At 35.4% G+C, this 13,564-nt stretch carries 14 protein-coding genes and 1 tRNA gene; 8 read left to right on the plus strand and 7 right to left on the minus strand.

The window, feature by feature from the left end:
- Positions 1-4: 4 nt before the first annotated feature.
- The 4 genes from QWY91_RS07345 to QWY91_RS07360 form a co-directional block, all read right to left on the minus strand.
- Positions 5-253, minus strand: coding sequence for a tyrosine-type recombinase/integrase (locus QWY91_RS07345; RefSeq protein WP_290233171.1), 249 nt, complete (start codon positions 251-253; stop codon positions 5-7).
- Between the two features lie 57 nt (positions 254-310).
- On the minus strand, positions 311-733 hold the full coding sequence (locus tag QWY91_RS07350; protein ID WP_353958662.1) for a phage integrase SAM-like domain-containing protein: 423 nt from the start codon (positions 731-733) through the stop codon (positions 311-313).
- Positions 705-1,094, minus strand: coding sequence for a hypothetical protein (locus QWY91_RS07355; protein ID WP_494338487.1), 390 nt, complete (start codon positions 1,092-1,094; stop codon positions 705-707). Before QWY91_RS07355 ends, QWY91_RS07350 begins: the two co-directional genes overlap by 29 nt.
- A 355-nt stretch (positions 1,095-1,449) precedes the next feature.
- Positions 1,450-1,524: transfer RNA gene (locus QWY91_RS07360), tRNA-Pro, on the minus strand.
- Between the two features lie 142 nt (positions 1,525-1,666).
- On the opposite strand from QWY91_RS07360, the gene QWY91_RS07365 reads away from it, so the two are divergent.
- The 7 genes from QWY91_RS07365 to QWY91_RS07395 all read left to right on the plus strand — a co-directional run bounded on the left by QWY91_RS07365 (position 1,667) and on the right by QWY91_RS07395 (position 9,046).
- A complete protein-coding gene (locus tag QWY91_RS07365) occupies positions 1,667-2,851 on the plus strand; it encodes a PQQ-dependent sugar dehydrogenase (RefSeq protein WP_290233174.1) in 1,185 nt (394 codons plus the stop codon).
- 20 nt (positions 2,852-2,871) lie between these two features.
- Positions 2,872-3,342, plus strand: a complete 471-nt coding sequence (locus QWY91_RS07370) for a c-type cytochrome (RefSeq protein ID WP_290233177.1) — start codon at positions 2,872-2,874, stop codon at positions 3,340-3,342.
- A gap of 48 nt (positions 3,343-3,390) precedes the next feature.
- Complete coding sequence (udk, locus tag QWY91_RS07375; RefSeq protein WP_290233180.1) at positions 3,391-3,999, plus strand: uridine kinase; 609 nt, start codon at positions 3,391-3,393, stop codon at positions 3,997-3,999.
- Positions 4,000-4,017: 18 nt separating this feature from the next.
- Complete coding sequence (locus QWY91_RS07380) at positions 4,018-4,332, plus strand: FtsB family cell division protein (protein ID WP_290233183.1); 315 nt, start codon at positions 4,018-4,020, stop codon at positions 4,330-4,332.
- Positions 4,333-4,374: 42 nt separating this feature from the next.
- Positions 4,375-5,775 carry a methylmalonyl-CoA mutase subunit beta gene (locus QWY91_RS07385; RefSeq protein ID WP_290233187.1) on the plus strand — a complete coding sequence of 467 codons (1,401 nt, stop codon included), beginning with the start codon at positions 4,375-4,377 and terminating at the stop codon, positions 5,773-5,775.
- Between the two features lie 2 nt (positions 5,776-5,777).
- Positions 5,778-7,913, plus strand: coding sequence for a methylmalonyl-CoA mutase (scpA, locus tag QWY91_RS07390; RefSeq protein WP_290233189.1), 2,136 nt, complete (start codon positions 5,778-5,780; stop codon positions 7,911-7,913).
- A gap of 83 nt (positions 7,914-7,996) precedes the next feature.
- Entirely contained in the window at positions 7,997-9,046 is a 1,050-nt protein-coding gene (locus QWY91_RS07395) for a zinc-binding metallopeptidase family protein (protein ID WP_290233191.1), read from the plus strand.
- A gap of 32 nt (positions 9,047-9,078) precedes the next feature.
- Here the strand turns inward: QWY91_RS07395 and QWY91_RS07400 are convergent, their stop codons facing one another.
- From QWY91_RS07400 to QWY91_RS07410, 3 genes are all read right to left on the minus strand, one after another.
- Positions 9,079-9,897, minus strand: coding sequence for a hypothetical protein (locus tag QWY91_RS07400; protein WP_290233195.1), 819 nt, complete (start codon positions 9,895-9,897; stop codon positions 9,079-9,081).
- A 117-nt stretch (positions 9,898-10,014) separates the two neighbouring features.
- Positions 10,015-10,758 carry a LytR/AlgR family response regulator transcription factor gene (locus tag QWY91_RS07405; protein ID WP_290233198.1) on the minus strand — a complete coding sequence of 248 codons (744 nt, stop codon included), beginning with the start codon at positions 10,756-10,758 and terminating at the stop codon, positions 10,015-10,017.
- Between the two features lie 10 nt (positions 10,759-10,768).
- Positions 10,769-12,493, minus strand: coding sequence for a tetratricopeptide repeat-containing sensor histidine kinase (locus tag QWY91_RS07410; RefSeq protein ID WP_290233201.1), 1,725 nt, complete (start codon positions 12,491-12,493; stop codon positions 10,769-10,771).
- Between the two features lie 110 nt (positions 12,494-12,603).
- On the opposite strand from QWY91_RS07410, the gene QWY91_RS07415 reads away from it, so the two are divergent.
- Complete coding sequence (locus tag QWY91_RS07415) at positions 12,604-13,485, plus strand: SDR family oxidoreductase (protein ID WP_290233204.1); 882 nt, start codon at positions 12,604-12,606, stop codon at positions 13,483-13,485.
- Positions 13,486-13,564 lie beyond the last annotated feature (79 nt).

Consider the following 13,564-nt stretch of genomic DNA (forward strand, 5'->3'; position numbering starts at 1 on the left):
CAGCTTATAATTTCTCCCTCAACTTATCCATATCATTAGAAACTTTAGAATCAATCACCCGTGCATAAATTTGGGTCGTAGATAATTTTGTGTGTCCTAAAAGCTTGGAGACTGTTTCTATAGGTACACCATTGGCTAGCGTTACTGTCGTTGCAAAGGTATGCCTTGCTGCATGAAAACTAAGTGCTTTATTGATCTTGACCGCTTTGGTAATCTCTCTTAAGTATTGATTTGTTTTTTGGTTGGAATACACCGGAAGTAATATATCACTATTACTTACCCGTGGATGTTCTTTATATTTTTCTAGGATTCATTCTGCTTCTTCCAGAAGTGGGATTCTAAGCAACGTGTTTGTTTTCATTCGCCTTGTATAAATCCATTTTTTACCATCGATCCCGATTTGAATATGCTTTTTCTTTAGTTCCAATACATCACCATAAGGCAATCCGGTATAGCAGCAAAAAACAAAAATATCACGGTTTATGCTAAGCGTAGAGCGTTTAAACTTCTTTTCCTTGATCTTTTGTAATTCTGCTTTCGATAAATACACCATATCAACATGCTGAAATCGAAGCTTAAATCGTTTAGCAGGGTTCTTTTCAATCCAATCCACATATTCAGCAAGGCGCATAAGCTTTTTAAAGCGTTCCATATGTTTCATGACGCCATTGTTACTTAAGGATGGTAAATCACGCAGAAATCGCTCAAAACCAAGCGTGAATTGGTAATCGATCTTGTTTTAGATAAATGTCCGAGATGTTCCGTTTTTCTCTTAGGTAATTTTTTAGATAGGCTTCTGTAGTCGTATAGTTTTTTAACGTTCCGTATTTCAAAACACCTTTCATTTTAGTGGAGTGGTAGTCCAGTAATTGGGTTAAGGTGTAGTGTTTTTTATCAATGCCCAGGTATCGTGACTTCACCGCACTGGCTGTAATGACCTGATCTTCTTTTTGCAGACTGTCATAAGCTTTATATAAAAGAGCCTTGGTATCGTCTATTTTCTTATTGAGTTGCTGACTTTCCATACTGCTGCCATTTAACTTGCAGGCTGATTGGTTCCAACGGCTTACATCTAAGCTACGTTTTAGGCTCATTTCAATATAAATGCCGTTAACTGATATTCGGGCATAAAGGAGGGCTTCTTCTGTTTTTTTTCTTGCGGATGAAAAAAGAAATCATGAATGTTTGAGTGGTACGCATCGTTTTGTTTTTTTAATGGAACAATAATTAAGGGTTGAAAGCCAAAACGATCAATATGTACTAAGGGTCATGGGGCTAATCAAGTTACAAAAAATAAGCTCACGATTAACTCACGCAAAAAACCAAAACTCACGAATAACTCACATTATAACTGGTGAAGTTTGGTAGAATTTAACGCATTAAAAAAGGGCAACTACATGAAAACCATATAATTACCCTTTATTAACCAAAATTTGGTAGTTTAAAAAGTCGGGGTGGCAGGATTCGAACCTGCGGCCTCCTGCTCCCAAAGCAGGCGCGATAACCGGGCTACGCTACACCCCGAGTTGCAATGATTACTCGATTGCGGCTGCAAATATACTAATTCTTTTTGCTCTGCAATGGGAATATTAGATTTTTTCCAAATAAGTTTATTTTATAGATTTTAATACCTTAAATTACATCTAATCTATAGAACATTTAATATATGAAAAAATCACTATTAACCATAGGAATAGTTGCAATGTTGTTTGCGTGCGCCGAGGACGCAAAAAATAAAGATAAGGCAGAAAACGAAAATTCAACCGATGCCCCTCAGCAAGAACAATCAAAAGTTCCAGATCCAATACCGGCTGAAACTAACGAAAACTACACTACTCAGATGGTTGTAGATGGTATTCAAATTCCATGGGGAATGGATTTTCTACCAGACGGCAGTATGCTCATCTCCGATAAATCTGGCGAAATAATTCATTTTAAAGATGGAAAAAAACAAAAACTTTCTAATGTTCCTGAAGTTTATATAAGAGGACAAGGCGGACTTCTAGATATAGCAGTTCATCCAGATTATGAAAATAACGGATGGATTTACTTTACCTATGCTTCTCCTGAAGGAGAAGGTGAAGGAGGAAATACAGCACTGGGACGCGCAAAAATTGATGGCTCCAAACTTTCAGAGGTAGAAGTTTTATATAAAGCGGCTCCCAACACTACCAAAGGACAACATTTTGGATCTAGAATCACTTTCGACAAAAACGGTTATCTCTATTTTTCAGCAGGAGAACGTGGTGCTCGTGATGTTAATCCGCAGGATATTACCAGAGACAACGGTAAAGTATACCGACTTAATGATGACGGAAGCATTCCTAGTGATAATCCTTTTGTAGGCCAGGAAAATGCGAAAGAGGCTATTTATTCTTATGGTCATAGGAATCCGCAAGGAATGCTCTTAAATCCTGAAACTGGCGAAATCTGGGTGCATGAGCATGGACCTCAAGGTGGGGATGAGATTAATATTGTAAAAGCAGCAGCAAATTATGGATGGCCAATTGTCACTTATGGCGAGAATTACGATGGAACTCCAATCACCGAAGAACGCAGCAAACCAGAATTCGAAGATCCTATTTTCTATTGGTTGCCGTCTATCGCTCCAAGCGGATTTGAATATGTAACTTCTGATAAATACCCAGAGTTGAAAGGCAATCTACTAGCTGGTTCACTTAAATTTCAGTATTTAGAATTATTGGTTTTAGACGGAAAAAAAATTACTAAACGAGAAAAATTGGTCGAAAATGTAGGAAGATTAAGAGATGTTGTTGAAGGACCCGACGGAAATATCTATCTTGGCGTTGAAGGAAAAGGAATTTTGAAATTAGTAAAAAAATCAGAATAGAATATTACAAACCAAAGACCATGAAAAAGTTATTAAGTATTGCTATTATTTTGGGAGCGATGGCATGCAAATCAGATAAAAAGCAAGATGCTAAAGAAGAAGAGGAAGAACCTTACACTATTCCCGCAGATAATGCTTCCGCAGCAAAAACTCCGCTAGACGAAAGTATTGCCAGAGGCAAGAAAGTATATTCCCAACTCTGTGTAACGTGTCATCTGCCTACCGGTAAAGGAATTCCAGGTACTTATCCTCCACTTGATGGTTCTAATTGGTTAACTGAAAAACGTACTGAAAGTATTAGAGGCGTAAAATATGGTATGCAGGGACCAATCACTGTTAATGGTAAAGATTACGATAATGTAATGACACCAATGGGTCTAAACAATCAAGAAGTTGCAGATGCACTAAACTACGCAATGAACTCTTGGAGTAACAATATTGACGATATGGTAACCGAAGAAGAAGTTGCCGCAGTAGAAAAAGCAGAATAACATTTATTTTTTGGGGCAAATAATTAAATTTGCCCCAAATTTTGATAGATGCTTATAATTGGGATTACCGGAGGTACAGGTAGTGGTAAAACTACCGTTGTAAATCAAATCATTGAAGAATTAAAAAATGAAGAAGTAGATGTGATATCTCAGGATTCCTATTACATGGATACTACACATCTTAGCTTCGAAGAACGAAAAAAGATCAATTTTGACCATCCAAAATCTATAGACTTCGATTTATTGGTCTCTCATCTTAAAGATTTAAAAGCAGGAAAAAATATTCAGCAACCTGTTTATTCCTTTAGAGACCATAATAGGACTGGCGAATTTGTTGAAGTTCATCCCCGTAAAGTTGTTATTGTAGAAGGAATTCTAATTCTTGCCCATCCTGATATTCGAGACATGTTCGACATCAAAATTTATGTTCATGCCGATAGTGACGAACGCCTAATTAGACGTTTAAAACGTGATATTGCAGATCGTGGTCGCGATCTAGACGAAGTGTTATGGCGTTACCAAACCACGCTTAAGCCTATGCACAACCAGTTTATAGAACCAACAAAAGAATTTGCAGATATCATTATTCCTACAAATCGCTACAACACAGTAGCTGTTGATATCGTTCAAACAATTATCAAAGATCGCTTGTCCTAATTTTGTATATTTAAACCAATGAAATTAAAAGAACTTCGCAAAAAAAGGTGGTTTAAAATACTTAGCAATAAGTATATCCTACTAGGACTCATTTTTGCCATTTGGATGTTCTTTTTAGATAGTAATTCCTGGTTTGTTCATCACGAATTAGATCAGGAAGTTAACGAGCTTAAAGAAAATAAGGAATATTATCAAAAGGAAATTTCACGGGACAAAGCTATTATTGGCACTTTGGGAGACTCGATCGAACTAGAGAAATTTGCCCGCCAAAAATATTACATGAAACGTCCAAACGAAGACATTTATATTATCGAATACGATACTATAGATTAAAATTGGGCATTTTCCACTTGTTTTCTAAAAACCACATCTCTTATGAAGCAGTCATTATTTCAGGATTTTGATGAAGTTTCTGCAAAGCAATGGAAACAAAAAATTCAGTTTGAGCTAGAAGGTTCAGATTATCAAAGTTTGATATATCATTCTTTAGATGGCATCGATGTAAAGCCTTTTTACCATCAAGATGATAAAATTAAAAGCTTAGAAATAAATTCAAAGCAAGATTGGTCTATTTGTGACCAGATTTATGTAGTTTCTGAAGAAAAAAGCAATCATCGCGCCCTCAAATTAATACAAAAAGGTGCAGAAAGTTTATGGTTTATAATCGCTTCGGAAGAAACCAATTTTGAAAAACTATTCAAAAACTTCAATTTTGAAGTTACTCCTATTTACCTGAAATTCAACTTTTTTTCAGCAGAAAATCTACAACGTTTAAGTACATTTTTTAAGAATAAGAAAGCGAAAATTTATCTACAAATCGATATTATTGGAAATTTGGCGAGATCGGGAAACTGGTTTCATAACCTAAGAACTGATCATGCGATTTTAGATAAAATACTTCAGAATTCTTCAAATTTTAATTCTGTTATTTCAGTAGATACTTCACTTTATCAAAATGCTGGCGCTACAATTCCGCAACAATTGGCTTATGCCCTAGCCCATGCAAATGAATATCTACATCATATTAACGAAGCTAATTTTCTTTCCGCAGAAGCAAAGAAAAAAATAAAGCTTCAGTTTTTAGTCGCCAGTGGTTCGAATTACTTTTTCGAAATTGCTAAAATACGAGCCTTAAGATGGTTGTTTGCTAGTTTGGCGAATTCTTATGGTTTCAACAAAGACATTTTTATTCTGGCGCAGCCTTCAAAACGAAACAAAACACTTTACGATTACAATGTAAATCTATTGCGTACCACAACTGAAAGTATGAGTGCAGTTTTAGGTGGTGCAGATGCAATTTTTAATATGCCTTACGACGCTGTGTATCATAAAAATAATGAGTTTGGTAATCGAATTGCACGAAATCAGCTCTTAATTATGAAACACGAAGCACATCTAAACAAAGTAAAAAATGCTGCTGAAGGTGCATATTACATCGAAAATCTTACTGAAAAGTTTGCTGAAAAAGCTTTAGCCATTTTTAAAGATATTGAAAACGGAGGCGGATTTTTAAAACAACTGAAGGAAAGTATTATTCAGAAAAAAATAAAGGAATCTGCGGAAAAAGAGCAGGCGAAATTCGATACAAAAGAGCTCATTTTAATCGGCACCAATAAATATCAAAATACCGAAGATAAAATGCAATATGAGATCCAGCTTTATCCTTTTCTGAAAAAGAATCCGCGTAAAACCTTAATCGAACCTATTTTAGAACGTCGCTTAAGTGAGAAGTTAGAACAAGAACGATTGGAAAAAGAAACTACTGTAAATGCATAATTATGGGAAGAAAAGATCTAGCCAATTTACAGTTAATCGATAAAAAATTAGATTCCAAATCTGCAGTTTCTAGTTATGAAACTCCGGAAGAAATAAATCTAAAATCGATATATTCTGAAAAGGATATAGAAAACTTCGAACATCTAAATTTTGTTGCCGGAACATCGCCTTATTTACGTGGTCCTTACAGTACAATGTACGTGCAACGACCTTGGACAATTAGGCAATATGCTGGCTTTTCTACTGCTGAAGAGAGTAACGCTTTTTATCGCAGAAATTTAGAAGCAGGGCAAAAAGGACTTTCGGTAGCTTTCGATCTAGCCACGCATCGTGGTTACGATAGTGATCATGAACGTGTCGTTGGGGATGTGGGAAAAGCCGGAGTCGCTATTGATTCGGTTGAAGATATGAAAACGCTTTTCGATCAAATTCCACTCGATAAAATGTCAGTTTCTATGACGATGAATGGCGCCGTACTGCCAATTCTCGCATTCTATATCGTTGCGGCAGAAGAACAAGGAGTTGCTCCAAACCAGCTTTCAGGAACCATTCAAAATGATATTCTAAAAGAGTTTATGGTTAGAAATACATATATCTACCCTCCTACTCCTTCGATGAAGATCATTGCAGATATATTTGAATATTCGTCCAAGAATATGCCCAAATTCAACAGCATTAGTATTTCTGGATACCACATGCAAGAAGCGGGTGCGACTAGCGATATTGAACTTGCTTACACCCTTGCTGACGGACTAGAATATATTAGAAAAGGACTTGAAGCCGGGATGGATATCGATAGCTTTGCTCCTCGCCTATCCTTCTTTTGGGCTATTGGCATGAATCATTTTATGGAAATTGCCAAAATGCGTGCTGCCAGAATGCTTTGGGCTAAGTTGGTAAAACAATTTAATCCTAAAAATCCTAAAAGCTTATCATTAAGGACGCATTGCCAAACCAGTGGATGGAGTTTAACCGAGCAAGATCCTTTCAATAATGTAGCTCGAACTTCTATCGAAGCCTCGGCTGCGGCCTTCGGCGGAACGCAAAGTTTACACACCAATGCTTTAGATGAAGCCATTGCATTGCCTACAGATTTTTCAGCAAGAATCGCTAGAAACACACAATTACATCTTCAGCAGGAAACCTATATCACCAAAACAGTCGATCCCTGGGCCGGTAGTTATTACGTAGAAAGCTTAACAAATGATATTGCTGAAAAAGCCTGGAAACTTATTGAAGAAGTTGAGGATTTAGGTGGAATGACAAAAGCTATTGAAGCCGGAATTCCGAAAATGCGTATTGAAGAAGCTGCCGCCAGAAAACAAGCCCGAATTGATAATGAAACCGATATAATTGTTGGTACCAACAAATATCGTTTAAAGAAGGAAGATCCGTTAGTAACGCTTGAAGTTGATAATCAAACGGTACGAAATCAACAAATAGCGCGCTTAGAAAAACTTAAAGCTGAAAGAGACCAAGCTGAAGTTACAAAAACCCTTGAAGATCTTACAAGATCAGCTAAATCTGGACAAGGAAATTTATTAACATTAGCAGTTGAAGCGGCCAGAAAACGAGCCACATTAGGCGAAATAAGCGATGCTTTAGAAGAAGCTTTTGGAAGATATAAAGCCAAAATACAGTCGTTTAGTGGTGTTTATTCTAAAGAAATGAAAAACAACGAAACTTTTAAAAAAGCCAGAGAACTCGCTGATAAATTCGCTGAACAAGATGGGCGGCGCCCCAGAATTATGATTGCAAAAATGGGACAAGATGGTCACGATCGTGGCGCAAAAGTAGTGGCTACGGCTTATGCTGATGTAGGATTTGATGTTGATATTGGTCCGCTTTTCCAAACACCTAAAGAAGCTGCAAAGCAGGCTGTAGAAAACGATGTGCATATTTTAGGCGTTTCATCTTTAGCCGCAGGACATAAAACTTTAGTTCCGCAGGTTTTAGAAGAACTCAAAAAACTGGATCGTGAAGACATTATGGTTATCGTTGGTGGTGTAATCCCTTCTCAGGATTATCAATATTTATTTGATGCGGGTGCAGTTGCTGTTTTTGGCCCGGGAACTAAAATTAGTGAGGCTGCCATACAATTATTGGAAATTTTAACCGATGATGAGGAAGCCAATTAATTTTTAGTTAAAGATTTACATTTCAGTAAATTATTATCTGATATTCGCTCAAAATTTTAAGCTGATAATTAGGCTGATTTACTATGAAAACATTTTCTTGTTCTGCTTGCGATAACCTCGTTTTTTTCGAAAATGAAACCTGCGAATTTTGTGGTAATAAACTTGGCTATTGGTCTGCCGAGGAAGTTATGCTTTCAGTTGAAGAGGAATTTAGATTTAATTCTAAAAAACTTCAATATTGTAGAAATCACAAATTTGAAGCCTGTAACTGGCTAATCGACGATTCCGCAGAAGATTCTTTATGTGAATCTTGCCAGCTTAACGATGTTATACCTAATCTCGATAATCCAAAAAGATTACTGGAATGGCAAAAAGTAGAATTTGCGAAACATCGCCTAATCTACAGCTTAAAAAGATTAGGTCTACCCTTCTCTTTCAATCTTGAAAATGGTGAAAAATTACAACTTCAGTTTAAATTTTTAGCGCCAGATATAGAAGCTAAGAACGGAAGAAAACTGCTTACCGGTCACTTAAGCGGACTTATCACATTAAATGTAGATGAAGCCGATGACGCTAAGCGCGAAGCTATGCGTATGCAAATGGGCGAAAAAATGCGAACTCTTTTAGGTCATTTTAGACATGAGATTGGCCACTTTTATTGGGAAGCTATTGTCTTAAACGATGCTAAAATCCTTAATGAATTCCGTGAAATTTTTGGTGATGATCAAAAAGATTACGGCGAAGCACTAAATAAGTATTATGAAAATGGTCCTAAAACCAATTGGAAGCAATTTCATATCACCAAATATGCTTCGGCACATGCGTGGGAAGATTGGGCTGAAACCTGGGCTCATTATTTTCATATTATGGATACCTTAGAAACCGCCTATTATTACGGGTTAGAAATTCAGCATCCGGTAGTTTCCAGTACTCCAGAGATGAGTATTCGACTTGATCCATACTCACAAAAGGATTTTGATAAAATTATAGATTATTACATCTCTCTTACGCTCGCTTTAAATTCTCTAAATCGCGGAATGGGACTTTCAGATATATATCCTTTTATTTTGAGCAAAATTGTGATTAAAAAATTAAAGTTTATCCATAACCTCATCAGAAATTTTAAGGCATAGATAAAATTTAGAATTTTAACTTTTTTCAGGAATTAAAAATCTTCCTTAAAAGTATCTATTCTGAAGTTACCAAATAATACGCTTGCACCACTATCACTTCGCAATGGACTACTTATAAAGAAATGCTTAAATTTTTGTCCTCTAAAAAGGTCTGTGTCGGCAATTTTGGTCTCATCTAAATATATCTTTACGCGATCGCCATCTACAGCAATAGCAACATGCATTTTTTGGTTGGCGTAAATTCCTAAATCAAAGCCTCCGGTTCTATATAAATCGCGTACTCTACTAGAAACTACAAAATCTTTGCTATTCATATATTCCAATCCGGCATGCCAAATGTTGCTACTAGAAATCCATCTAGATAAACTATTATCTTTAGTAAATCCGAAAAATAATGATGAAAGATCGTTTACTTTGTCGGCTGCGATTATTAAATCGAACTCTACTGTAAAGCGATCTGGATAAGCTATGTTTTGTTTTAATTTGTAACTGGTACGCTCGCTCATATTTAACCATTTACCAGAAAATCTACTTATTTTCACAATAGAACCCGATCCTGTGGATTTCCATTGGTTTGGCATCGAGCCGTTAGCCATACGATCAAAATTAGTAGCATAAACCAAGGAATCTCCGGCAGTAAACTCACCATTATCTTCTATTTGTATTCGATTAGAACCCGAAGACTTATCTGCTTTTTCGGTTTTAGAATTCTTATTCAGCTGTTTGTCAACCGCTTTTTCAGCTTCATCCTCAATTTTGCTTTTGATTTTATCGAAAATTTGTGCTTCAGAAGAAGGTGCACTCAACAACATTAAAATAGTAACTATTAAAAAGCTATAGATAGATTTCATATCAATTTTATTGGTTCTTTTAGAACTACAAAATTAATTGGTCCTTGATCGTATAGGTAGATTTAACAGCTCTTTTTAGTAATAGCCACAGCTGGTTTAGTATTTGGATAAGCTGATTTAGAATTTGCTGAAATATTCAAGTAAGTCTGCTCTTTTTGCGACAGATACCGGTATTTTTTCTTCGGAAGTAAGAATCAGATTATTTGTTTTCTTCTGAAATTTACTGATGAAATTAGTATTTACTAAATGGGATTGGTGCACACGTATAAAATCCGAAACCAATAATTGATCTTCGATTTTCTTTAAAGATTGCGAAACTAAAATAGACTCTGCCGACGCACGATAAATAGTGGTGTAATTATTATGTGCTTCAGCACGAATAATATCGGTAATATCGACCACAAAAATATCTTCTTGTGTTTTTAGAACTATTTTACGTTTTTGTGGTTCTTGCTGATTATACAACAAGGTTTCTAGTTTTAGTTTATAGGTATCTTCTTTACAACGCTGCAAAACCTTCTGAATACTCGAGATTAATTGGTTTGGTGTAAAAGGCTTTAAAATAAAATCTAACGCACTAAACTGAAAAGCTTCTACAGCATATTTAGAGAAAGCAGTAATAAAAACTACTTTAAAAGAATGAGTGTTTCGAGTATAGATTTCTTTTAGAAAGTCTATAGAATTCCCATCTGGAAGATTTACATCGAGTAGCAAAATTTCAGGTTGAATTTCCTTAAACTTTTCAGCAGCTAATTTTAAATTTTCAGCTTTTGAAAGCTCTAATTCAGGAAAATTATCACTTAAGATTTTTTCCATCATTAATGCAGAGGCAACTTCATCTTCAACTATAAGCGTTTTCATTTGTTATGTTTTAAGCAAGTCGATAGGGCATTTCAATAATAATGCGGGTTCCTGGATATTCATTACTTTTTTCAACTTCTTCTAATTGTACTGTTATTTTTCGAGAATGTGTTTTATTATATTCTAACACTCTTTCATCTAAAATGGCACTTCCCATAGAAGTATGTAATCGTTGCGAATTTATTTTTTTGGTTTGCTGAATTCCTTTTCCATTATCGATAATTTCAGTAATAATTTTTTGGTTTGCCACATCTTCTTTAAATAGCACTTTAATCTCTCCGTTATTATGATCTTTTACGCCATGTAACACCGCATTTTCTAAAAATGGTTGTAAAAGCATCACCGGTATTTGTAATTCAGAACTATCGGCTTCTGTATTTATTGTAAAAGAATACTTGAATTTATTAGAAGCTGCGCTTTGCTGTAAATACAGGTAATTTTTCAGCATTTCTACTTCATCGGATAGTGCAATAAATTCTTTATTGGAAGTTTCTAAGACTAATCGAATTAATCGACTAAAATTAGCTAAATATTCCATCGAATATTCTTTCTCGTTATTGAAAATATAAAATTGAATTTGCTGCAGTGCATTAAACAAAAAATGCGGATTTAACTGCACCTGTAGCAACTGCTGCTTTAATTTCGATTTGGCTAATTTTTGCTTAACCTTCTGATTTTTTAAGTATAAAAAAACAATGATAAGCACTAAGGCTAACAGAATAATTCCGCCGATCATTAATTGCTGAAATTCACGTTTTTTGTGTTTATTTTCAGTTTCTAATAGCGCTATTTTCTTTTGATTTTTTTCGGTTTCGTAAGCCGTTTGTATGCTTGCTATTTTTTCGCGGTATCTATTGGCAGCAATACTATCTTTAACTACATCGTGCTGCTGAGAAAACACTAAAGATTCTTTATAATCTCCAGCTTCTTTGTAGGCATTCATTAAATTAAGAAGCAAACGTTCTTTTTCCTGCAGAGAAGCTTTTGGTAAGACTTTCTTGTACGCAGCTATTCCTTTATTTATTTGGCCCAACTGCACTAATGCATATCCATAATTATTATAAGTAATTACAGAATTTGGCATTTGTAATTGCTCCCTAATTTGTAAACTCTTACTCGCGTTAAACCGAGCTAGATCCCAATTTTTGTGTTCGATATAATAATTACTCAAATTATTATAAACCACCGCCTGGATATCTTTCCTTTTTAATTTTTGGGCTAATGCTAAACTTTTTTGATACGTAGCTAAAGCTTCAGGATTGTTGGTTTCTACATAAACTCCGGCTAAGTTTATGTAAACTTTTAAAGTTTGAATAGTTGGTTTTGTAGCTTGTTGAAGCGCTTTTTGTAGGTAAAATTCAGCTTTCTTAAAGTTCTGAAGTTTAGAATGAACTACGCCTATTCCCGTATAAATATCCTGTAAATTTTCTTTGTTTTGGCTATTTGTAAAGGCTTCTGCATGTATATAATTTTCCAGAGCACTATCAAACTTAGATCGCACTAATTGCGATTTCGCCAAACCAATATAGGCGGCTGCTAAAGCCGTGCTATCATCAGTAGATTCAATTTCTAATTTATAGAGTTCGCTGGCTTTTTCAAACTGGCCTGTTCTAAGTAAACTATCTACCTTATTTGTTGCTTTGGATTGCGCCTGGATATTTAAAGAGCAAAGAAAAATGATGAAACCCGAAAAGAAAGAAAGAATCGAAATTGAACTATGTGATTTTAGACGCATTGGTTAAATTAAAAATAACTACAAAATTATCATTTTAAATAGAGCGAGCATTCTTTTATCCAGATACTAAACACAAAATTTATCCCTATATTTAGTACAAATAGAAATTTATGAACTACACTAATAAGATGTTGCGTGATAACGCCCTGAAAGGCAAAACTATAGTAATTACCGGTGGTGGTAGTGGTCTTGGCAAATCTATGACTAATTATTTCTTAGAATTAGGAGCTAATGTGGCTATTTCTTCCAGAAACTTAGAAAAACTACAGTCTACAGCTGAAGAACTAGAAAAAGAAACAGGAGGAAAATGCTTACCTGTACAATGTGATGTTAGAAATTACGAAGAAGTAGAACAAATGCTAAAGCAAGTGCTCGATGAGTTTGGCGAAGTAGATATTTTACTGAATAATGCTGCAGGCAATTTTATTTCTCCTACAGAGCGCTTAAGTGCCAATGCATTTGATACGATTATCGATATTGTTTTAAAAGGAAGTAAAAACTGTACACTAGCTTTTGGTAAACATTGGATTGATAAAAAAGTTGAAAATAAATCGATCTTGAATATTGTGACCACATACGCATGGACGGGTTCAGCTTATGTAGTGCCTAGTGCCACTGCTAAAGCCGGAGTTTTAGCAATGACGCGATCCTTGGCTGTAGAATGGGCTAAATACGGTATTCGAAATAACGCCATTGCACCGGGACCGTTTCCCACAAAAGGGGCATGGGACAGACTTTTACCGGGTGACTTAAAAGACAAATTTGATCTTGCTAAAAAAGTGCCTTTAAAACGTGTAGGTGATCACCAGGAATTAGCAAATCTAGCTGCCTATTTAGTTTCAGATTTTGCAGCTTATGTAAACGGAGAAGTTATCACCATTGATGGTGGCGAATGGTTGAAAGGAGCTGGACAGTTTAATCTGCTAGAAGCCATACCAGAAGAAATGTGGGATCAGCTCGAAATGATGATTAAAAATAAGAAAAGGGGTTAAAATTATAGTGATTGTTAAAACTACTGAAAAACCTGTTAACAAAATGATTTTATAAACCTATAATAAATTGTATTTTTAC

It is taken from the genome of Zunongwangia endophytica, from assembly GCF_030409505.1.
GTDB classification, from domain to species: domain Bacteria; phylum Bacteroidota; class Bacteroidia; order Flavobacteriales; family Flavobacteriaceae; genus Zunongwangia; species Zunongwangia endophytica.